At 70.4% G+C, this 19,700-nt stretch carries 19 protein-coding genes; 12 read left to right on the top strand and 7 right to left on the bottom strand.

Features of this window, described 5'->3' with window-relative positions:
* Window positions 1–151: 151 nt before the first annotated feature.
* Genes argC through AB0D14_RS28400 form a run of 5 tightly spaced genes read left to right on the top strand, consistent with a single transcriptional unit; the run spans window position 152 to window position 5,074 of the window.
* The gene (argC, locus tag AB0D14_RS28420; protein ID WP_362784453.1) at window positions 152–1,180 is read left to right on the top strand and encodes an N-acetyl-gamma-glutamyl-phosphate reductase; all 1,029 of its coding nucleotides are present in this window, start codon (window positions 152–154) and stop codon (window positions 1,178–1,180) included.
* Window positions 1,177–2,355, top strand: coding sequence for a bifunctional glutamate N-acetyltransferase/amino-acid acetyltransferase ArgJ (gene argJ / locus AB0D14_RS28415; RefSeq protein WP_362784450.1), 1,179 nt, complete (start codon window positions 1,177–1,179; stop codon window positions 2,353–2,355). Before argC ends, argJ begins: the two co-directional genes overlap by 4 nt.
* Complete coding sequence (gene argB / locus AB0D14_RS28410) at window positions 2,352–3,281, top strand: acetylglutamate kinase (protein WP_362784447.1); 930 nt, start codon at window positions 2,352–2,354, stop codon at window positions 3,279–3,281. Before argJ ends, argB begins: the two co-directional genes overlap by 4 nt.
* Window positions 3,278–4,519, top strand: coding sequence for an acetylornithine transaminase (locus AB0D14_RS28405; protein WP_362784444.1), 1,242 nt, complete (start codon window positions 3,278–3,280; stop codon window positions 4,517–4,519). The genes argB and AB0D14_RS28405 overlap by 4 nt, the downstream gene beginning before the upstream one ends.
* A gap of 18 nt (window positions 4,520–4,537) precedes the next feature.
* A complete protein-coding gene (locus AB0D14_RS28400) occupies window positions 4,538–5,074 on the top strand; it encodes an arginine repressor (RefSeq protein ID WP_362784441.1) in 537 nt (178 codons plus the stop codon).
* 100 nt (window positions 5,075–5,174) lie between these two features.
* Here AB0D14_RS28400 and AB0D14_RS28395 read toward each other — a convergent pair whose 3' ends face one another.
* The 6 genes from AB0D14_RS28395 to AB0D14_RS28370 all read right to left on the bottom strand — a co-directional run bounded on the left by AB0D14_RS28395 (window position 5,175) and on the right by AB0D14_RS28370 (window position 10,874).
* Window positions 5,175–5,912 (bottom strand): FAD:protein FMN transferase, encoded by a 738-nt coding sequence (locus AB0D14_RS28395; protein ID WP_362784438.1) that lies wholly within the window; start codon window positions 5,910–5,912, stop codon window positions 5,175–5,177.
* A gap of 124 nt (window positions 5,913–6,036) precedes the next feature.
* Window positions 6,037–6,870, bottom strand: a complete 834-nt coding sequence (locus tag AB0D14_RS28390) for an FMN-binding protein (protein WP_362784435.1) — start codon at window positions 6,868–6,870, stop codon at window positions 6,037–6,039.
* A gap of 19 nt (window positions 6,871–6,889) precedes the next feature.
* Window positions 6,890–8,218, bottom strand: coding sequence for a ferredoxin reductase family protein (locus tag AB0D14_RS28385; protein WP_362784523.1), 1,329 nt, complete (start codon window positions 8,216–8,218; stop codon window positions 6,890–6,892).
* Window positions 8,219–8,456: 238 nt separating this feature from the next.
* A complete protein-coding gene (locus tag AB0D14_RS28380; RefSeq protein WP_362784432.1) occupies window positions 8,457–9,158 on the bottom strand; it encodes a L,D-transpeptidase family protein in 702 nt (233 codons plus the stop codon).
* Between the two features lie 2 nt (window positions 9,159–9,160).
* The gene (locus tag AB0D14_RS28375) at window positions 9,161–9,748 is read right to left on the bottom strand and encodes a pyridoxamine 5'-phosphate oxidase family protein (protein ID WP_362784429.1); all 588 of its coding nucleotides are present in this window, start codon (window positions 9,746–9,748) and stop codon (window positions 9,161–9,163) included.
* 256 nt (window positions 9,749–10,004) lie between these two features.
* Window positions 10,005–10,874, bottom strand: coding sequence for a hypothetical protein (locus tag AB0D14_RS28370; RefSeq protein WP_362784426.1), 870 nt, complete (start codon window positions 10,872–10,874; stop codon window positions 10,005–10,007).
* Between the two features lie 235 nt (window positions 10,875–11,109).
* Between AB0D14_RS28370 and argH the strand changes: the two genes are divergently transcribed.
* From argH to AB0D14_RS28350, 4 genes are all read left to right on the top strand, one after another.
* Window positions 11,110–12,537 (top strand): argininosuccinate lyase, encoded by a 1,428-nt coding sequence (gene argH, locus AB0D14_RS28365; RefSeq protein WP_362784423.1) that lies wholly within the window; start codon window positions 11,110–11,112, stop codon window positions 12,535–12,537.
* 322 nt (window positions 12,538–12,859) lie between these two features.
* A complete protein-coding gene (locus AB0D14_RS28360; RefSeq protein WP_362784421.1) occupies window positions 12,860–13,831 on the top strand; it encodes an aldo/keto reductase in 972 nt (323 codons plus the stop codon).
* A gap of 109 nt (window positions 13,832–13,940) precedes the next feature.
* Window positions 13,941–14,492: a helix-turn-helix domain-containing protein gene (locus tag AB0D14_RS28355; protein ID WP_362784420.1), complete on the top strand. Its 552-nt coding sequence runs from the start codon at window positions 13,941–13,943 to the stop codon at window positions 14,490–14,492.
* A complete protein-coding gene (locus AB0D14_RS28350; protein WP_362784417.1) occupies window positions 14,489–16,006 on the top strand; it encodes an MFS transporter in 1,518 nt (505 codons plus the stop codon). The genes AB0D14_RS28355 and AB0D14_RS28350 overlap by 4 nt, the downstream gene beginning before the upstream one ends.
* 121 nt (window positions 16,007–16,127) lie before the next feature.
* On the opposite strand, the gene AB0D14_RS28345 is transcribed toward AB0D14_RS28350, so the two are convergent.
* Window positions 16,128–16,817 (bottom strand): lysophospholipid acyltransferase family protein, encoded by a 690-nt coding sequence (locus AB0D14_RS28345; RefSeq protein ID WP_362784415.1) that lies wholly within the window; start codon window positions 16,815–16,817, stop codon window positions 16,128–16,130.
* Window positions 16,818–17,255: 438 nt separating this feature from the next.
* On the opposite strand from AB0D14_RS28345, the gene AB0D14_RS28340 reads away from it, so the two are divergent.
* The 3 genes from AB0D14_RS28340 (at window position 17,256) to AB0D14_RS28330 (ending at window position 19,649) form a co-directional block, all read left to right on the top strand.
* Window positions 17,256–18,452, top strand: coding sequence for a glycerophosphodiester phosphodiesterase (locus AB0D14_RS28340; protein ID WP_362784413.1), 1,197 nt, complete (start codon window positions 17,256–17,258; stop codon window positions 18,450–18,452).
* Between the two features lie 140 nt (window positions 18,453–18,592).
* The gene (locus AB0D14_RS28335) at window positions 18,593–19,099 is read left to right on the top strand and encodes a sigma-70 family RNA polymerase sigma factor (protein WP_362784411.1); all 507 of its coding nucleotides are present in this window, start codon (window positions 18,593–18,595) and stop codon (window positions 19,097–19,099) included.
* Window positions 19,100–19,145: 46 nt separating this feature from the next.
* Window positions 19,146–19,649, top strand: a complete 504-nt coding sequence (locus tag AB0D14_RS28330; protein WP_362784408.1) for a GNAT family N-acetyltransferase — start codon at window positions 19,146–19,148, stop codon at window positions 19,647–19,649.
* Window positions 19,650–19,700: the final 51 nt, after the last annotated feature.

Raw genomic sequence — 19,700 nt, 5'->3', positions numbered from 1 at the left:
GGGTGCATCAGCCCAGTACCCCAAGCCGCGCGGGCCCGCCGGGAACCGTGTCGAGGACGCTCGGTCTCACCCGCTCCGGCGTACCCGGATCTTCTGGATTGCATAAACGTGCGGCGAAACGTATAGTCATGCCATCCAAGAGGAGGGTTCCATGGCGGTACGTGCGGCAGTGGCCGGAGCGAGTGGGTACGCGGGCGGGGAGCTGCTGCGTCTGCTTCTGGTGCACCCCGAGATCGAGATCGGCGCCCTGGCCGGCAACTCCAACGCGGGAGCGCGGCTCGGTGCGCTGCAGCCGCACCTGCTGCCGCTGGCCGACCGCGTACTCCAGGAGACCACGACCGAGGTCCTCGCGGGACACGACGTCGTCTTCCTGGCTCTGCCCCACGGGCAGTCCGCCGCCGTCGCGGAGCAGCTCGGCCCGGAGGTCCTGGTCGTCGACATGGGCGCCGACTTCCGGCTGAAGGACGCGGCCGACTGGGAGAAGTTCTACGACTCGGCGCACGCCGGGACCTGGCCCTACGGCCTCCCCGAGCTGCCGGGAGCGCGCGCCGCGCTGGAGGGGGCCAAGCGCATCGCGGTGCCTGGTTGCTATCCGACGGCCGTCACGCTGGCACTCGTCCCCGCCTATACGGCCGGCCTGGCGGAGAACGAGGCCGTCGTCGTCGCCGCGTCCGGCACGTCCGGCGCGGGCAAGGCGGCCAAGGCGCATCTGCTCGGCAGCGAGGTCATGGGGTCCATGTCCCCGTACGGGGTCGGCGGTGTCCACCGGCACACCCCCGAGATGATCCAGAACCTCGGAGCGGCCGCGGGCGGGCCCGTCACCGTTTCCTTCACCCCGACCCTCGCCCCGATGCCCCGCGGCATCCTCGCCACCTGCAGCGCCAAGGCCAGGCCCGGCATCACCGCGGAGACCGTGCGGGCCGCCTACGAGAAGGCCTACGCCGACGAGCCGTTCGTGCGCCTGCTGCCCGAGGGGCAGTGGCCGGCGACCGCGTCCGTCTACGGTTCCAACGCCGTTCAGGTGCAGGTCGCGTACGACGAGGCGGCCGGGCGCATCATCGTGATCAGCGCCATCGACAACCTCACCAAGGGCACCGCGGGCGGTGCCGTACAGAGCATGAACATCGCCCTCGGACTCGACGAGACCACCGGGCTTTCCACGATCGGAGTCGCACCGTGAGTGTCACGGCAGCCAAGGGGTTCACGGCGGCGGGCATCGCCGCCGGGATCAAGGAGAACGGCAACCCGGACCTGGCCCTCGTGGTCAACAACGGGCCCCGCCGCGCCGCCGCGGGCGTCTTCACCTCCAACCGCGTCAAGGCCGCGCCGGTGCTGTGGTCCGAGCAGGTCCTCAAAAGCGGCGAGCTGACCGCCGTCGTCCTCAACTCCGGTGGTGCCAACGCCTGTACGGGGCCCAAGGGCTTCCAGGACACCCACGCCACCGCGGAAAAGACGGCCGACTCCCTCAACAGCGCCGGGCTGGATGACACGGGCGGTCACAGCGCGGGCATGATCGCCGTCTGTTCCACGGGCCTCATCGGCATCCTCCTGCCGATGGACAAGCTGCGCCGGGGCGTCGACAAGGCCGTCGCCCAGCTCAGCCCGCACGGCGGCGAGAAGGCCGCCATCGCCATCAAGACCACCGACACCGTCCACAAGACGTCGGTCGCGCAGGGGAACGGCTGGACCGTCGGCGGCATGGCCAAGGGCGCGGGCATGCTCGCCCCCGGTCTCGCCACGATGCTGGTCGTCCTCACCACGGACGCCGACGTCGACAGCGACGTACTGGACAGGGCGCTGCGGGCGGCCACGAAGGTCACCTTCGACCGGGTCGACTCCGACGGGTGCATGTCGACGAACGACACCGTGCTGCTGCTCGCCTCCGGCGCCTCGGAGACCACTCCGGAGTACGCGGAGTTCGCCGAGGCCGTACGGGCCGTCTGCGACGACCTCGGACAGCAGCTGATCCGGGACGCCGAGGGCGCGGGCAAGGACATCAGGATCGAGGTGGTGAACGCGGCGAGCGAGGACGACGCCGTCGAGGTGGGCCGCTCCATCGCCCGCAACAACCTCCTCAAGTGCGCGATCCACGGCGAAGATCCCAACTGGGGCCGTGTGCTCTCCGCCATCGGCACGACGTCCGCCGCCTTCGAGCCCGATCAGTTGAACGTCGCGATCAACGGCATCTGGGTCTGCAAGAACGGCTCCGTCGGCGAGGACCGCGACAAGGTCGACATGCGCTACCGGGAGGTCCACATCGTCGCCGACCTCGCCGCGGGCGACGAGTCAGCCACCATCTGGACCAACGACCTCACCGCGGACTACGTCCACGAGAACAGCGCCTACGCGTCATGAGTACCAAGAGCAGCCAGAGCGCCCAGAGCACCACGCGTAAACACACCGCACTGCCCAAGGCTCAGATCCTCATCGAGGCGCTGCCCTGGCTAACCCGGCACAACGGCAAGACGGTCGTCATCAAGTTCGGCGGCAACGCCATGATCGACGAGGACCTGAAGGCCGCGTTCGCGCAGGACGTCGTGTTCCTGCGCCAGGCCGGACTCAAGCCCGTGGTCGTGCACGGTGGCGGCCCGCAGATCAGCGCGGCCCTGGACCGGCACGGCATCGTCAGCGAGTTCAAGGCGGGCCTGAGGGTCACCACCGAGGACGCCATGGACGTCGTACGCATGGTGCTCGCCGGGCAGGTCCAGCGCGAACTCGTCGGGCTGCTCAACCAGCACGGCCCCCTCGCCGTGGGACTCACCGGCGAGGACGCGCACACCATCACCGCCACCAAGCACCAGCCCGAGATCGACGGGGAGTTGGTCGACATCGGGCGGGTGGGCGAGATCACCGCGATCGACACGGGTGCGATCGAGGCACTGCTCGCCGACGGCCGGATCCCGGTCGTCTCGTCGATCGCCCGTAGCCAGGACGACGGACATGTCTACAACGTCAATGCTGATACGGCGGCTGCGGCACTCGCTGCGGCGCTGGGCGCCGAGACACTGATGGTCCTCACCGACGTCGAGGGCCTCTACGAGGACTGGCCCAACTCCGACGAGGTCATCAGCCGGCTCACCGCGAAGCAGTTGGAGAAGCTGCTGCCCGAGCTGGCCAGCGGCATGGTGCCGAAGATGAAGGGCTGTCTGCACGCCGTACGAAACGGCGTGAACACCGCCCGCGTCATCGACGGGCGGGTCCAGCACTCGATCCTGCTGGAGATCTTCACCGACGAGGGCATCGGCACGATGGTCGTGCCCGATGCGGAGGGGGACGCATGACCGCCAACAAAGAGCTGACCGCCAACGAAGAGCTGACCGCGAACGAAGAGCTCACCCAGCGCTGGCAGGGCGCGCTCATGGACAACTACGGCACCCCGCGGCTGCCCCTCGTCCGCGGCGCCGGCACCAGGCTCTGGGACGCCGACGGCACGGAGTACCTGGACTTCGTCGGCGGGATCGCGGTGAACGCGCTCGGCCACGCCCACCCGGCGATCGTCGAGGCCGTGAGCAAGCAGATCGCGTCCCTCGGTCATGTCTCCAACCTCTTCGTCGCCGAGCCGCCCGTCGCGCTCGCCGAACGGCTCCTCCAGCTCTTCGGGCGGGACGGCCGCGTCTACTTCTGCAACTCGGGGGCCGAGGCCGTCGAGGGCGCCTTCAAGATCGGCCGGCTGACCGGCCGCACGCACATGGTGGCGACCGACGGCGGCTTCCACGGCCGGACCATGGGCGCCCTCGCGCTCACCGGCCAGCCGGGCAAACGCGAACCGTTCCTGCCGCTGCCGGGCGACGTCACCCACGTACCGTACGGGGACCCGCAGGCGCTGGCCGCCGCCGTCACCGAGGACACCGCGCTGGTCGTCATCGAGCCGGTCCAGGGCGAGAACGGCGTGGTCGTGCCGCCCGTCGGCTATCTGAAGGCGGCCCGTGCCATCACCGCCGCCACCGGCAGCCTCCTCGTCCTGGACGAGGTGCAGACCGGGGTCGGCCGGACCGGACACTGGTTCGAGTACCAGGCGCACGAGGGTGTCCTGCCGGACATCGTCACGCTGGCCAAGGGGCTCGGCGGCGGCCTGCCGCTCGGCGCGACCGTCGCCTTCGGGCGCGCCGCCCAGTTCCTGCAGCCCGGTCACCACGGCACCACGTTCGGCGGCAACCCGGTCGCCTGCGCCGCGGGACTCGCCGTCCTCGACACGATCGGGAGCGAAGGGCTGCTGGAGAACGTGAAGCGGTCCGGCGAGAAAATCCGGAATGGAATCGAGTCGCTCGGCCACTCGCTGATCGACCATGTCCGGGGCGTGGGCCTCCTCCTGGGTATCGTGCTCACCGAGCCGCTCGCGCCCCGCGTGCAACAGGCGGCTCAGGACGCCGGCTTCCTGGTGAACGCGCCCGCCCCCGATGTCATACGGCTGATGCCGCCCCTGAACATCGGCGAGGACGAGGTGGACACGTTCCTCCGGGCGCTCCCCGGGGTTCTCGACGCGGTGACCAATGGGACGGACGGACGAACCGGAGCATGACCGGAGAATGAGACGACGATGAGTCAGGCGCAGGATCACGACCACGCGGGGCCCGCTGTCCCGCAGACCCGCACCGCACGCCACCGCCGGATCGTGGACATCCTCAACCGGCAGCCGGTGCGCTCCCAGAGCCAGTTGGCGAAACTGCTCGCCGACGACGGGCTGAACGTCACGCAGGCGACGCTCTCCCGGGACCTGGACGAGCTGAACGCGGTGAAGATCCGCAACAACGACGGCGACCTGATCTACGCGGTGCCGAGCGAGGGGGGATTCCGCACGCCTCGTGTTCCGCTGGGGGAGTCGGCGAAGGAGGAGCGGATGCGGAGACTGTCCTCGGAGCTGCTGATCTCCGCGGAGGCGTCCGCCAACCTCGTGGTCCTGCGGACCCCTCCGGGGGCGGCGCAGTTTCTTGCCTCGGCGATCGACCAGGCCGAGTTGCAGGACATTCTCGGGACGATCGCCGGGGACGACACGTTGATGTTGATCAGCCGTGATCCGACCGGTGGGCAGGCGCTGGCGGACCACTTGCTGCAGTTGGCGCAGAGTCACCACTGAGCAGAGTCACCACTGAGGTGGTGTGCGGGAGTTCGTTTTCGGGTGCGGGGCCGTCGTGGCTGGTCGCGCACCCGAAATAACAAGACCCCGCGGAGGCACGTCAGCCCAGCCGGCCGGCCAGACCCCCCGTGCATCTGACCTCGTCGCCCGCCGTGATGAGCAGGGCCTCGATGCCCGGGAGGGACTCCAGCCAGTCGAGGGCCTGCCGGGATCCCATCGCGAAGGCCGCCGTCGCCCAGGCGTCCGCCCAGGTGATCCGGGGGCCGACGACGGTCACCGCGACCAGGTCGGTGACGGCGGAGTGGCCCGTGCTCGGATCCACGATGTGCCTGCCGCGCTCGCCGGTGCCGGAGGTGGCCACGGCCAGCTGGTCGACGCCGGCCGCGGAGACCACGGCAGCCAGACCGCCCGGGCGCAGCGGGTCGGACACGCCGACCCGCCAGGGCCGGTGCGGCCCCGGCACGCCGTACATCTGCACGTCGCCGCCGCCGTTCACACTCACGCCGGTCGCCCCGGCCTCGACGAGCCGCAGGGCCGCGCGTTCGACGGACCAGCCCTTCACGATGCCGGTCGGGTCGATGGCACCCGCGTACGTCGTACTGAACCAGCCGTTGCTCAACCGCTCGGCCTCGGCGCACAGTTCGAGGACCTCGGCGACCTCCGCGTCGCACTCGTCCACGGTCAGCCGGCCACGCGCCAGCCGGGAGATCTGGCTGTCCTCGCGATAGGTGCTGAACACCTGGTCCGCCACGTGGAGTTGGGCGACAGCCTCCGCCAACGCGGCCTGTACGGCCTCGGGTTCGCCGCCCCGTACGTCGAAGGAGAAGACCGTCCCCATCACCTCCTCCGCGTGCCGCACCGCCACGGGCGCCTCGGCGGATTCAGCTGAATCAGTCGAATCGGTCGAATCAGCTGGTTCGACTGATTCGACTGATTCGACGGGTTCAACGGGCTCGGTGGGTTCAGCCACCGGCCTGGTCCAGGGCCGACTGCAGGGACTCCTTGTAACCGCCGCTCGTGTAGGTGGCGCCGGAGACGGCGTCGATGTCGGCGTTGCCCGCCGCGACCGCGGCCGCGTTCAGCTTCGGCACCGAGTCACCGCTGATCTGGTCGCTGCGACCGCCCTTGGGCATCTGCACCGCCTCGGCCTTGGTGATCTTCCCGCCGCTCACGGTGACCCGTACCTGCACGGGCCCGTAGTCGGTCGTGACGGCCTTGCCGGTGACGGTCTTCGCCTGGGCCGCACCCGCACCGGCCCCCGATCCGCTCGCGTCGCCCGAACCGCTGCCGCCACCCGTGCCACCCGTGCCGCCGGCGTCGGCCGAGCCGCCGCCGGTCGCGCCCGCCTTGTCGAGGGCCGACTGGAGGGACTTCTTGTAGCCGCCGCTGGTGTAGGTGGCGCCGGAGACGGCGTCGATGTCGGCGGTTCCGGCCGTGACCGCGGCCTTGTTCAGTTTGGGCACCGCGTCGGTACTGACCGTGGTGCTGCGTCCGCCGGTCGGCGACTGCAGGGCGGCGGCCGAGGTGATCTTCCCGCCTGCCACAGTGATCCGTACCTGGACGTTGCCGTAGTCGGTCTTGACGACGTCACCGGTGAGCATCTGGGACTGAGCGCCGGCGGCGGCCTGCGCGCCCCCGGACCCCTGCGGGGCGGCCGACTGCTGCCCCTGTGGCGCGCCGTCGGCGGACGCCGCCGCCGGGTCCGACGCGGGCTTCAGCGACAGCAGCAGGACGATCCCGGACACCGTGGCGGCGCCTGCCAGCACGATGCGGCGCATGGGATGACTCTTCTTCATGGGTCCGGACTCCCGTTCCTCAGAGTTCGAAGGACTCGTGGTGGATGCGGCGGGCGGGCACGCCGGCGCCGCGCAGTGCGGTGTACGCGCCCTCGGCGAAGCCGGGCGGCCCGCACAGGAACACGTCGTGCTCGTCGATGTCGGGCAGTTTCTGGCGCAGCGTCTCCGAGTTGATGTCGGGGCGCTCCCCGTCAGGGCTGTTCACGGCGTACATCAGCCGGGCACCGCGCTCGTCGGCGATCGCCGACAACTCGTCCCACAGCGCCAGGTCCTGTGTGCTGTTGGCCCGGTACAGCAGCGTGAGGTCGCCACGCTCCGCCGGCAGCGTCTCGAACAGCGCCCGCATCGGGGTGATGCCCACGCCGCCGGCCATCAGCAGCACCTTGCCGCGGCTGCGCCGGGAAGCGGTCATCGCCCCGTAGGGGCCCTCGGCCCACACCCGCGTGCCCCGCTTCAGGCCCGTCAGCGCGGTGCTGTGGTCGCCCAGCGCCTTGACGGTGATCCGCAGCAGACCGGGGCGCGGTGCGGCCGACAGCGAGTACGGGTGCGAGCTGAGCCGCATGCCCGGCGCCATGAACCGCCAGCGGAAGAACTGCCCCGGCTCGGCACCGATACGGTGCAGCCGCTTCCCGCTGATCAGCACGGAGACGATGCCGGGCGCCTCCTCGACGACCTCCTCGACCTGCATCCGGTGGCGCAGGTTCAGCCGGACCGGCGTGATCACCCGGTACCAGAGCACCAGCGCGGTGACCGTCCCGTACAGCGCGTACCAGGCCGTCGTCGCGGCGGGCTCGACGGCGAAGTCGTTGCCGGTGGACAGCTGGTGCCAGAAGGACAGATACACGGACACGTAGGTGAGCAGGTGGATGTGGTACCAGGTGTCGTACGGGATCCTCTTGCGCAGCCCGCCCACCGAGATCAGGCCGATGAACAGCAGCAGGCCCGTGCCGATCGCCGCCTTGCCCATGTCGGGCAGGGTCTTGACCGAGTCGATGGTCTGCTGGACGACCCCCGTGTTCGCCTGGAGGGCGTAGCCGTACATCGTCAGTCCGATGTGGGCCAGGACGAGACAGAGCACGTAGCGGCCGCTCATGGCGTGCCAGCGGGCGACCCGGTCCGTTCCGACCTGGCGTTCCAGCGCGGGTACCCGGGCCATCTGCAGGACCACGAGAGCCATCAGATACCCGGCGAGCAGACCGGTGATCCGGCCCGCGTTCAGGATCCGGCCCTTGTCGTCCGCGATGGACGGCGTGTTGCTCCACCACAGCCAGACGACTCCGGCCGCACCCGCCCACACGGCGATCAGCAACGCGATGGCGGGGGAGCGGCGAGGGCGGATACGGCGCATCGTCTGGCGCCGCGCGGCGCGACCACCGGCGATCGTGCTCACGGTTCCTCCGTGGGGGACGCTGGGAAGGGGAGTGACCCCTCGGCCCACTGGTACGTCCCGGGGCGGCGGTGTGTTCAACGGGCCGCCGGACGAGCCGTGAACTGCTGCGACCCGCGGTAACCCGGAGACGGCGCGGAGACCCCCGGCGATAGCGGAAGAGGGTCGACAGCGGATCAGTGCGGATCAGTAGTGCGGATCAGTAGCGGGTGATCGAGGTCGGCCCGCTGTCCGTCCCGATGGCGATGTGCGGATCCCGGCCGGGCTCGGCCCAGTCCAGGATGCGCCGCATCGCGTCCAGCGGCACGGACACACAACCGGCTGTCGCCCCAGCCCCGTTGACGTGCAGGAAGATCCCCGCGCCCCGTCCCCGTACCGGCCGCTCGTAGTTGAAGCCGATGACGAGCGCGTGCGCGTACTGCGTCCCGTACGAGATCAGGTGCTCGGACTCGGTGGCGCGGCAGTCGGCCGGGCGGGGATCGGTCCACCGGTTGTAGGAGCGGGAGACGTTGTCCTGGCACCACCAGGAGGTCTGCCTCACCCGGCGGTAGGGAGTGGTCGTCCCCTTGGGCGCCGCCTGGATGCCGAAGGCGTACGGCAGGTCGTACAGGCCGGTGGGGGTGGTGTTGGTGCTCTGTCTGCGGGAGCCGCCTTCGGCGAGCCCCTTGGCGCCGAAGCGCGCGGGCGCGGAACCGGCCTTCACCCAGTGTCCGCCGTGACGGCTCCACCAGGTGACCGTGCCGGTCGTCGAGGAGGTCCGGGAGGCTTGCGCGGTGATGAGCCGGCTGCCGCCGCCCGTGTCGGCCATCCGCTCGGGCAGCGGGGGCCGGCCGCACGGAGCCGGGCCGGCGGCCAGGAGGAGGAGTGACACGGACGCGAGGACGGCGACTCCGGGGCGCATGCTCAGACGGTACTGGGCGGCAGGGGCAGCGGCAGCCCGGGCAGGCCGTCCAGGCTGGTCTCCACATGCTCCTTCTTCTCGAAGTACGCGTTCAGCGAGACGTCGTCCTCGCGCGCGAAGCGCTTGGCGTGCAGGTCGCGGTCCTCGTCGTACGACATGAAGGGCACCGCGTAACCGCAGGTGTCGCGGATGAGTTCGGCTGTCACCACGATGATCGCCCGCAGCCCGTGCGGGGCCGGGTCGAGGTCGGGGAAGTGAGTGAGGAGTTCGCCGAAGCGCGGGTCGTCGCGGAAGACCGGCTCGCCCCGGCCATGGACGCGGACGATGTTCGGGGGACCCTGGAAGGCGCACCACATCAGGGTGATCCGGCCGTTCTCCCGCAGATGCGCGATCGTCTCGGCGTTGCTGCCGGCGAAGTCCAGGTAGGCGACGGTGAGGTCGTCGAGGACCGCGAACGAACCGGTCAGTCCCTTGGGCGAGAGATTGATCGTGCCGTCGCCCGACAGGGGTGCGGTCGCGGTGAAGAAGAGGGGCTGCGCCTCGATGAACGTACGCAGGCGGCCGTCTATACGTTCGTAACTCTTTCCCATGGTCAACGATTATGGGCGCAAGTCTTTCGCCTGTCTAAGGATTTGCGCTCTTGGGGTTCCCGGGGGTCTCCCGGGGGCACCGGGGCTCACCGGGAGTCACCGGGGATCTTTTTTGGATCCGGTTGGTCCGGTTGGGTCCGTTGGCGCAGGTGGGGTCCGTTGGCACAGAAGAACTCCGGGACCCGCGGGCCGAGTGGCCCCCGGGTCCCGGAGTTCGCCCCGGCCGCCGTGCGGGGCGCCCGTGGGGGGAAATGGGTTACTGGTTCAACGCGCAGGCTGCGAGTTCTTCGAGGCCTTCGGGCTTGTCGGCGGCGCGGCCGATGGCGGTCTCGATGCGGTTGAGTGCGGCGACGCGCTTGTCCTCCAGGGGGCCGAGGATGGCGTTCTGGACGAAGTTGGCTCCGCCCTGGCCGACGGTGTCGACGAGTCGCTTGTTGGCCTCGGCGATCTGGGTGTCGAGCTGGGCGAGGTTTTCGGTGACCTCGGCCTGCGCCGAAGCGGGGATCTCGGGCAGGCTCGGCTCGACATCGGGGCAGCTGATCGTGCCGGCGGCTCCTGCGTTGCCCGCGTCCGCTCCGTCTCCGGTGTCCCCGGCGTCGCCCGCGTTACCGCCGGCCTCCTCCGTGGCCGCCTCGGTCGGCTCGGCCCCGGCCTCGTCGCCCGCTTCGGCCGCCCCACCGGCGTCGAGCGTGCAGGCTGCGAGTTCTTCGAGGCCTTCGGGCTTGTCGGCGGCGCGGCCGATGGCGGTCTCGATGCGGTTGAGTGCGGCGACGCGCTTGTCCTCCAGGGGGCCGAGGATGGCGTTCTGGACGAAGTTGGCTCCGCCCTGGCCGACGGTGTCGACGAGTCGCTTGTTGGCCTCGGCGATCTGGGTGTCGAGCTGGGCGAGGTTTTCGGTGACCTCGGCCTGCGCCGAAGCGGGGATCTCGGGCAGGCTGCCCTCCACCGCGGGGCAGCTGATCGTGCCGGGCGATGCGGCCTTTGTGGTGGCCTGGCCGTTGTTTCTGCCGGACGTCTCCCCGGCGAGGGCGGAACCTGCGATCACCGCTCCGGACAGCGCCACCGCGGCAGCGCCGCCGATGATCGCCACGCGGCGCTTGTTGTACTTCGGAAGGGCCCTGGACATGGGGATGCCTCGCTTGGGTCAGGAGTGGGTTTACAGACACGGCGCCGACGTTCGCGGTGGAGTACGGGAAAGCGGTTTCTCGCGTTCAATGGGCACCGGAACTTACTTCGCAGCACCTGGCAAATTGACGAATCATGCAGCACTCTGCATACTCATGCATGTCAGCGGATGTGCTGCGGACGCGCTCCTGAACGGGGGCGCGGTTGTACATCAACGGTTTTGAGGAGCACAGCTAGTGAGCAGCAACAGCGGTGATGTACGGCTCTGGGGCGGCAGGTTCGCCGACGGTCCCGCAGAGGCCCTGGCGAAGCTGTCCGCGTCCGTCCACTTCGACTGGCGGCTGGCGCCTTACGACATCGCCGGTTCGCGTGCCCACGCGCGCGTGCTGCACAAGGCGCACCTCCTCGACGACGACGAGCTGGAGCGCATGCTCGCGGGGCTCGACCGGCTGGAGGCCGAGGTCGCGGACGGCTCCTTCGTCGGCACCATCGCCGACGAGGACGTCCACACCGCCCTGGAGCGCGGGCTCCTGGCACAGCTCGGCCCGGACCTCGGCGGCAAGCTGCGCGCGGGCCGCTCGCGCAACGACCAGGTGGCCACGCTCTTCCGGATGTACCTGCGCGACCACGCCAGGATCCTCGGCGGCCTGATCGCCGAGCTGCAGGACGCGCTGATCGGCCTGGCCGAGGCGCACCCGGACGTCGCGATGCCTGGCCGTACCCACCTCCAGCACGCCCAGCCCGTGCTGTTCGCCCACCATGTGCTGGCCCACGCGCAGTCCCTCTCCCGGGACGCCGAGCGACTGCGGCAGTGGGACGACCGGACGGCCGTGTCGCCGTACGGTTCGGGCGCGCTCGCGGGCAGCAGCCTCGGCCTCGACCCGGAGTCGGTCGCCAAGGACCTCGGCTTCGAGCGCGGCAGTGTCGGCAACTCCATCGACGGCACGGCCTCGCGTGACTTCGCGGCCGAGTTCGCGTTCATCACCGCGATGATCGGTGTCAACCTCTCCCGGATCGCCGAGGAGATCATCATCTGGAACACGAAGGAGTTCTCCTTCGTCACCCTCCACGACGCCTTCTCCACCGGCTCGTCGATCATGCCGCAGAAGAAGAACCCGGACATCGCCGAGCTGGCGCGCGGCAAGAGCGGACGGCTGATCGGCAATCTCACCGGCCTGATGGCGACGCTCAAGGCGCTGCCCCTCGCCTACAACCGTGACCTCCAGGAGGACAAGGAGCCGGTCTTCGACTCCTGTGACCAGCTGGAGGTCCTGCTGCCGGCCTTCACCGGGATGATGGCCACCCTCACGGTCAACCGCGAGCGTATGGAGGAGCTGGCCCCGGCCGGGTTCTCGCTCGCCACCGACATCGCCGAGTGGCTGGTCAGGCAGGGCGTGCCGTTCCGGGTCGCGCACGAGGTCGCGGGTGAGTGCGTGAAGGCCGCCGAGGCCGACGGCATCGAGCTCGACGGGCTCACCGACGAGCAGTTCGCGAAGATCTCCGCCCACCTCACGCCCGAGGTGCGGTCCGTCCTGAACGTGCCGGGCGCGCTCGCGTCCCGTCACGCACGAGGCGGTACGGCACCCAGCGCGGTCGCCGTGCAGCTCGCCGAGGTGAAGTCGGACGTGGCGGCCCAGCATGCATGGGCCACGGCCAAGCGGTAGGGCTGCGCCGCTGCATGGAGTACGGGGGAGGGCGGGGCGGGCCGGTTGCATGCTGCAGGCGCGCCGTGGTTGCTCGCGCGGTTCCCCCGCGCCCTGAAGCCCGGGGCGCAGCCCCGCCTTTCAGGGGCGCGGGGAACTGCGCGCTCAGCCACCGAGCACCCGCAGTCGCCGCCGCGCCTTACACCCCGAGCTCGGGCGCCGCGCCTTACGCCCGGAGCTCGGGCAACCCGCATGGGCCGGAGGCCAGGGCGGCCCACCCGCGTCGGCGGACAGCGGGATACGTTGGGCGGAGCCGAACCGCAGCCGACCAACGGAGCCCGCGATGCCCTTCGCCCGACTGGCCTCAGCAACGACCCCCACCTGTCACCTCGGACTCGGTCTCGCCGCGGTCGGCCGCCCCGGTTACATCAACCTCGGCCGGGACGACGACCTCGGAGAGGACCGCAGTGTCGACGCCCTGCGCACCCGTACCCACGAACTCCTTGACGCCGCCTACGCCCAGGGCGTGCGCTACTTCGACGCCGCCCGCTCGTACGGCCGCTCGGAGGAGTTCCTGGCCGACTGGCTGAAGGCACGGCCCGGCATCGACGACATCGTCGTGGGCAGCAAGTGGGGCTACACCTATACGGCCGACTGGCGCACCGACGCCGAGGCGCACGAGGTCAAGGACCACGGCCTCGCGACGTACGAGAGGCAGCGCGCCGAGACCGCCGAACTGCTCGGCGACCGACTCGACCTCTACCAGATCCACTCGGTGACTCCCGAGAGCCCGGCCCTCTCCGACAAGGAACTGCACGCCGAACTGGCCGAGGCGGCAGCTCGGGGCATGACGGTCGGCTTCTCCACCAGCGGACCCGCCCAGGCCGAGGCGATCCGTGCCGCGCTCGCCGTGACCGTCGGCTCGGAGCCCCTCTTCCGGACCGTCCAGGCCACGTACAACGTCCTCGACACCTCTGCCGGGCCCGCGCTCGCCGAGGCGTACGAAGCCGGGCTCACCGTGATCGTCAAGGAGGGCATGGCCAACGGCCGTCTCGCCGGCCCCCACGCGCCGGCCGCCGTGCGCGCCGTCGCCGACGAAGCGGGTCTCGGCGCCGACGCGATCGCCCTCGCCTTCGTCCTGCGCCGGCCCTGGGCAGGCGTCGCCCTGTCCGGCGCGGCCACCACCAACCAGCTCGCGTCCAACCTGCACGCCGCGGTGGTCGACCTCGACGACGAACAGGTGGCCCGGCTCGACACGCTGGCAGAGGAGCCGGGGGCGTACTGGGAGCGGCGCGGGCAGCTGCCCTGGCACTGATCCCGGACCCCCCTCGGGATCTCCGGGACTGCATGGCGTGACCCGCCTTCCGTGAGCGTCACGCGCCTCTGGTGAGACGGCAGTGTCTCATCTGGGCTATATTTGTCTCATGGCTGTAGATCGTGAACACGTGCTGCGCAGCGCCGCCGCCCTGCTGGTGCGGAAATCCACCGTCACCATGGACGAGGTCGCCAGGGCGGCCGGGATCAGCCGGGCGACACTGCACCGCCAGTTCGCCGGACGCGACGTCCTCGTGAGGGCCCTCGAAGAACTCTGCATCCAGGAGTGCGAGGCCGCACTGGACGCGGCACGGCTGGATGACGGCACCGCCCAGGAGGCCGTACGCCGCCTGGTGCGCGAGTTCGAGAGCGCCGCCGGACTGCTCGCCTTCCTCTACAGCGAGAACCAGCTGTTCGAGGGCGAGGAGCAGAACGCGGGCTGGGCCAGGATCGACGCCCGGATCGCCGCGCTGTTCCGGCGCGGCCAGGAGGGCGGCGAGTTCCGTATCGACCTGACCCCGGCCTGGCTCACCGAGGCCCTCTACGGGCTCTTCGCCTCGGGGGCCTGGGCCGTGAGCGAGGGCCGGGTGGCGGCCAAGGACTTCCAGTACATGATCGTCGAGCTGTTGCTCGGCGGCGCACTACGGAGAGACGCATCATGACCAGCGCTGTGCGGCCGGAGTCCGTGGCGGAGGCGGAGAAGCGGCCGGGCCGCTGGCTCGCCCTCGCCGTCCTCGTCCTCGCCGTGCTGCTGGTGGCCGTCGACGCGACCGTCCTCGGCCTCGCGACCCCCTACATCAGCGAGGACCTGAAGCCTTCCGGCACGCAGCTCCTGTGGATCGGTGACGTCTACTCGTTCGTCATCGCCGGTCTGCTCGTCTCCATGGGCAGCCTCGGCGACCGCCTCGGCCGCAAGAAACTGCTGCTCGTGGGCTCGGTCGCGTTCGGGCTGATATCCGTGCTCAACGCCTACGCGAGCACGCCCGAACTGCTGATCGTGGCGCGGGCGTTGCTCGGTGTCGCGGGTGCCACCCTGATGCCCGCCACCCTCGCACTGATCCGCAACCTCTTCCACGACCCGCGTGAACGCAGCGTCGCCATCGGCATCTGGGGCGCCACCGCCTCGGCCGGTACCGCGGTCGGCCCTGTGGTCGGCGGCTTCCTGCTCGAACACTTCTGGTGGGGCTCGGTCTTCCTGATCAACCTGCCCGTGATGGCGGTCCTCGTCCTGGTCGGCGTGAAGCTGCTGCCCGAGTCCCGCGATCCCGAGCCCGGCCCCTGGGACCTCATCAGCGTCGTGCTGTCCCTCGTAGGCATGGTCGGCATCGTGTACGGGATCAAGGAGGCCGCCTCGCACGGCCCGAACGTGACGGCGGGTGCGGCGGCGCTGCTCGGCGCGGCCGCGCTGTACGGCTTCGTACGCCGCCAACTGACGCTCCCAGTACCGCTGTTGAACATGCGGCTGTTCCGCAACCGTGGCTTCTCCGGAGCCGTGCTCGCCGATCTGCTGACCATCCTCGGCCTGTCCGGAGTGGTCTTCTTCCTCTCGCAGTATCTGCAACTGGTGCAGGGCCGCGGGCCCTTGGAGGCCGGGCTCGCCGAACTGCCCGCGGCAGTGGGCGCGATGGTGGCCGGTCTGATCGCCGGAACGTTCGCGCGGCGGTACTCGGTGCGTGCCGTCGTGGCGGGCGGTCTCGCCGCGATCGGGCTGGCCCTCGGCGCACTGACCGTGCTGAGCCAGTCCACCGGCTATCCGCTCCTCGGCGCGGCCCTGCTGGTCGTCGGCGTCGGTGCGGGCTTCTCCTTCACCGTGACGGCCGACGTGATCCTCTCCAGCGTGCCCAAGGAGCAGGCGGGCGCCGCGTCCGCGGTCTCCGAGACGGCGTACGAGCTGGGGGCGGCCCTCGGCATCGCCCTGCTCGGCTCGATCGTCACCGGCGTCTACGCCGGCTTCACGGCACCCGCGGGTACGCCGCGCGAGGTCGCCGACGCGGCCCACGAGTCCCTCGGCGGAGCCGTGGAGGCCTCCTCGACCCTCCCCGACGCCGAGCCGCTCCTCGACGCGGCCCGGACGGCCTTCGTCGACGGCATAGCCCTGGCGGCAGGCCTGGGCGCGGCGGTCCTGCTGGCCGCGTCGGCGGCAGCGTGGGTACTGCTGAGGGGCCAGAAGCTGTAAGCCCCTGTGTCACATCCCTCCAAGGGGGCGCGGGGCCGCATCGATGTGCGGCCCCGCCAGGTGGGCGCGCTCAGCGGCAACGAACCCGCACCCGCACCCGACAAGAAGAAAAGCAGCGAAGCTACGCCGCCTTGGCCTTCGTGGCGTACATGTCCACGTACTCCTGCCCCGACAACCGCATGACCTCGGCCATCACCGAGTCCGTCACGGCCCGCAGTACATACCGGTCACGGCCCATACCCTCGTACCGCGAGAACTCCATCGCCTCGCCGAAGCGGACGGTGACCCGCCCCGGGCGGGGGAAGCCGGCGCCGCCGGGCTGGATCTTGTCCGTGCCGATGATGGCGAACGGGACCACGGGCGCGCCGGTCATCAGCGCCAGCCGGGCGATACCGGTGCGGCCGCGGTAGAGCCGGCCGTCGGGGGAGCGGGTGCCCTCGGGGTAGATGCTGAAGACCTTGCCCTCCTCCAGCACCCGGCGGCCGGTCATCAGGGCCGCGACTCCGCCCCGGCCGCCGTCCCGGTCGACCGGGATCATGCCGCAGCCGGTGAAGAACCAGGCCATGAGGCGTCCCTTGACGCCCTTGCCGGTGACGTACTCGTCCTTGCCGATGAAGAAGACCTGGCGGTTGCAGAAGAGCGGCATGATCATCGAGTCGATGAACGTGAGATGGTTGCCGGCGAGGATGACCGGGCCCGTGCCCGGGATGCGCTCCGCACCCTCCACCCGTGGGCGGAACATCAGGCGCATGATCGGTCCGAGCACTGCCTTGATGAGCGCGAAGCGGGACAACGGGCCCTCCGGTGTCAAGGGGTTGGGTTATAGGTCTGTGCAGGTGAGGACGATACTCGCGGGTGGCGGGGTCTTGCACATCGGGTTCACCGACTGGATACGCACTGTTGACCCTTGTTTACCTGCGGTGGCGCCCAGTCACACGACTGTCATCCGCACGAGACGATGTGACGAAGTCCGCACGGGTTAGCCCTCTTGGGCCCTTCAGCCCGTCCGGCGTTTGAGGACGAGCGCGTTCAGCGCGATTGCGGGGGTCTGGGGGGCGGCAGCCCCCAGGTACGGGACGGGTAGGGGCGGCGGGGGCGAGAACTCACCCGCCGACCCGCCGACCCGCCCACCCCGCAGGACACCCACCGTCACCCACGTGTTCCGTCCAAGGTCTCCCACCCGTCACCGGACCGCACCTACGATCAGTCCCGCTTTGACAGGGACAGGGCAGTATGCGGAGGAGCGCTCATGAGCAGGCAGGGCACGCACGGCACGCACGGCACGCAGGGGACCAACGAGGGTCTGAACGGGATCAGCCCGGGACGGCGCGCGCTGCTCGGCGCCGCGGTGCTCGGCGCCGGCGGAGCGGTCCTCGGACTGCCGGCCACGGCGAGAGCGGACGACAAGCACGGAGGCGGCGGCTACAAGAGCCTGCCCAAGCCGACGATCATCGGGCACCGGGGAGCCAGCGGCTACCGCCCGGAGCACACGCTCGGCTCGTACCAGCTGGCCCTCGACATGGGCGCGCACGTCGTCGAGGCGGGCGACCTGGTGCCGACCAAGGACGGCCACCTCGTGTGCCGTCACGAGCCCGAGATCGGCGGCACGACGGACGTCTCCGCGCACCCTGAGTTCGCGGACCGCAGGACCACCAAGCTCCTCGACGGGGTCTCCACCACCGGCTGGTTCACCGAGGACTTCACGCTCGCCGAGCTGAAGACCCTCCGTGCGAAGGAGCGCATACCGGCCAACCGCCCGCACAACACGCTCTACGACGGCCGCTGGGAGATCCCCACCTTCGAGGAGGTGCTGCGCTGGCGCGACGAACAGAGCAGGAAGCGCGGCAGGCAGGTCTGGATCTACCCCGAGCTCAAGCACCCCACCTACTTCCGCAAGCTGGGTCTCGGCCTGGAGGAGCGGGTCACCAAGGTGCTGCGCAGGCACGGCCTGGACAAGAAGAACTCGCCCGTCATCCTCCAGTCCTTCGAGCCGACCAGCGTCCAGCGCCTGAACAAGCTGGTGGACAACCCGCTCGTGGTGCTCCTGGGCGCCGCCAACACCCGCCCCTGGGACTTCGAGGAGACCGGCGACCCGCGTACGGTCGCCGACCTGGTGAAGCCCGCCGGCCTGCGGTGGATCGCCTCGTACGCGCAGGGCATCGGGCCGACCCTGGACCTGGTCATCCCGAAGGACGCGAGCGGCAACCTCACCACGCCGACCACCCTGGTCCGGGACGCGCACGCCGAGGGCCTGATCCTGCACCCGTACACGATGCGCAACGAGAACCCCTTCCTGCCCGCGAACTTCCGCAAGGGCACCGACCCCGACGGCTACGGTGACGCCTTCGGCGCCTTCAGGACGTACTTCGCGACCGGGATGGACGGCGTCTTCACCGACAACCCGGACACCGGCGTCCTCGCCCGCGAGGACTTCCTCAAGGGCTGAGTGCCTGAGTGGCTGAGTGCCTGTGTCACGTCCGCGTGTCCGCGTGCCCGCGCGTCAACAGACCGGTCCCGCGACCCCGGTCGGGGTGACGCACGGCCGCCCCGGCAACCTCACGCCGGGGTGGCCGCGTCGTGCCGCATATGACCCATGACATGGTTGCCGCGCTGCGCCCCCTGCTCGCCGCCGAGGCATCGGCGGAGGCGTACGCCTGGGGAGCCGAGCCCGGCGACCTGGAGCAGGCCGTCTGGCTGCGCTTCCTCGAACATCTCGTCACGGACGGGCCGCCCGCCGACCCGGCCGCCTGGCTGCGCGGCGCCGTCCGCTCCGAGGCTCGGCGCGCCGGGCGCACCGCGAGCATCGAACGGCCGTACGCGTCCGAGCCCGCCGACGACAGCCGACCCGGGCCCGAACAGCTCGCGCTCGGTGCGGCCAGGCGCCGCGCCCTGCACTCCGCCGTACGACGCCTGCCGGGCCGCTGTCCACGCCTCATGGCGGCGCTGCTGTCCCCGAAGGACCTCACCTACCAGGAGATCGCGCGGGAGTTGGGTATCTCACAGGGCAGTCTCGGTCCGGAACGGTCCAGATGTCTGGGATGTCTGCGCCGAATGCTCACGTCGGAGGTTGCGGGGCGTGAACCGCGGGGATAGGAGTGAAGGACAACCGGCGGAACAGGTGAGCGGGAGGCATGCACACATGGGCATGAGCGTGACCATCTCGGCGGCGACCGAACAGGATGCCGAACAGATCCTCAAACTGCAGTTCCTCTGCTACCAGAGCGAGGCCGAGCTGTACGGCGACTACAGCATCGAGCCCCTCACCCAGCCCCTCGACTCCCTCAGGGCGGAGCTGGCGGACGGCACGGTCCTGGTGGCCCGGCTCGGCGACGAGGTGGTGGCCTCGGTGCGCGCGGCCGTGGACGTGGATGGCACGGCCCGTATCGACAAGCTGATCGTCCACCCGCGGATGCAGCGGCACGGGCTGGGCGGACGGCTCCTCGACGCCATCGAGAGGAAGGTCTCCGAGGGCTCGGGAGCGAAGAGCTTCCAGCTGTTCACCGGTCATCGCAGCGAGCACAACCTGCGGCTGTACCGCAAACACGGGTACGAGCCGGTGTCCACCCAGCGGGTCGACGAGCGGCTCAGCCTCGTGACCCTGGCGAAGGAAGCGCAGGCCAGCGCTTTCGTGGCCAGCGCCTAGGCCTCTTCCTCGTCCGCGGGCCGGTGGGGGGTTCCGGTGGGCGGTTGTCGC

This window comes from Streptomyces sp. NPDC048484 (genome assembly GCF_040651415.1).
GTDB lineage: Bacteria > Actinomycetota > Actinomycetes > Streptomycetales > Streptomycetaceae > Streptomyces.
Note: the sequence above shows the minus strand (reverse complement) of the source record. Positions and strands in the feature narration are given on the sequence as shown.

What these genes read in the sequence shown, in the direction of transcription:
- AB0D14_RS28350 (WP_362784417.1), top strand. Translation starts at nt 14,489, where the DNA reads ATGACCAGCGCTGTGCGGCCGGAGTCCGTGGCGGAGGCGGAGAAGCGG.
- AB0D14_RS28405 (WP_362784444.1), top strand. Translation starts at nt 3,278, where the DNA reads ATGACCGCCAACAAAGAGCTGACCGCCAACGAAGAGCTGACCGCGAAC.
- AB0D14_RS28400 (WP_362784441.1), top strand. Translation starts at nt 4,538, where the DNA reads ATGAGTCAGGCGCAGGATCACGACCACGCGGGGCCCGCTGTCCCGCAG.
- AB0D14_RS28330 (WP_362784408.1), top strand. Translation starts at nt 19,146, where the DNA reads ATGGGCATGAGCGTGACCATCTCGGCGGCGACCGAACAGGATGCCGAA.
- AB0D14_RS28355 (WP_362784420.1), top strand. Translation starts at nt 13,941, where the DNA reads ATGGCTGTAGATCGTGAACACGTGCTGCGCAGCGCCGCCGCCCTGCTG.
- argC (WP_362784453.1), top strand. Translation starts at nt 152, where the DNA reads ATGGCGGTACGTGCGGCAGTGGCCGGAGCGAGTGGGTACGCGGGCGGG.
- AB0D14_RS28395 (WP_362784438.1), bottom strand. Translation starts at nt 5,912, where the DNA reads ATGGGGACGGTCTTCTCCTTCGACGTACGGGGCGGCGAACCCGAGGCC.
- AB0D14_RS28390 (WP_362784435.1), bottom strand. Translation starts at nt 6,870, where the DNA reads ATGAAGAAGAGTCATCCCATGCGCCGCATCGTGCTGGCAGGCGCCGCC.
- argB (WP_362784447.1), top strand. Translation starts at nt 2,352, where the DNA reads ATGAGTACCAAGAGCAGCCAGAGCGCCCAGAGCACCACGCGTAAACAC.
- AB0D14_RS28370 (WP_362784426.1), bottom strand. Translation starts at nt 10,874, where the DNA reads ATGTCCAGGGCCCTTCCGAAGTACAACAAGCGCCGCGTGGCGATCATC.
- AB0D14_RS28385 (WP_362784523.1), bottom strand. Translation starts at nt 8,218, where the DNA reads ATGCGCCGTATCCGCCCTCGCCGCTCCCCCGCCATCGCGTTGCTGATC.
- AB0D14_RS28375 (WP_362784429.1), bottom strand. Translation starts at nt 9,748, where the DNA reads ATGGGAAAGAGTTACGAACGTATAGACGGCCGCCTGCGTACGTTCATC.
- AB0D14_RS28360 (WP_362784421.1), top strand. Translation starts at nt 12,860, where the DNA reads ATGCCCTTCGCCCGACTGGCCTCAGCAACGACCCCCACCTGTCACCTC.
- AB0D14_RS28380 (WP_362784432.1), bottom strand. Translation starts at nt 9,158, where the DNA reads ATGCGCCCCGGAGTCGCCGTCCTCGCGTCCGTGTCACTCCTCCTCCTG.
- AB0D14_RS28335 (WP_362784411.1), top strand. Translation starts at nt 18,593, where the DNA reads ATGACCCATGACATGGTTGCCGCGCTGCGCCCCCTGCTCGCCGCCGAG.
- AB0D14_RS28340 (WP_362784413.1), top strand. Translation starts at nt 17,256, where the DNA reads ATGAGCAGGCAGGGCACGCACGGCACGCACGGCACGCAGGGGACCAAC.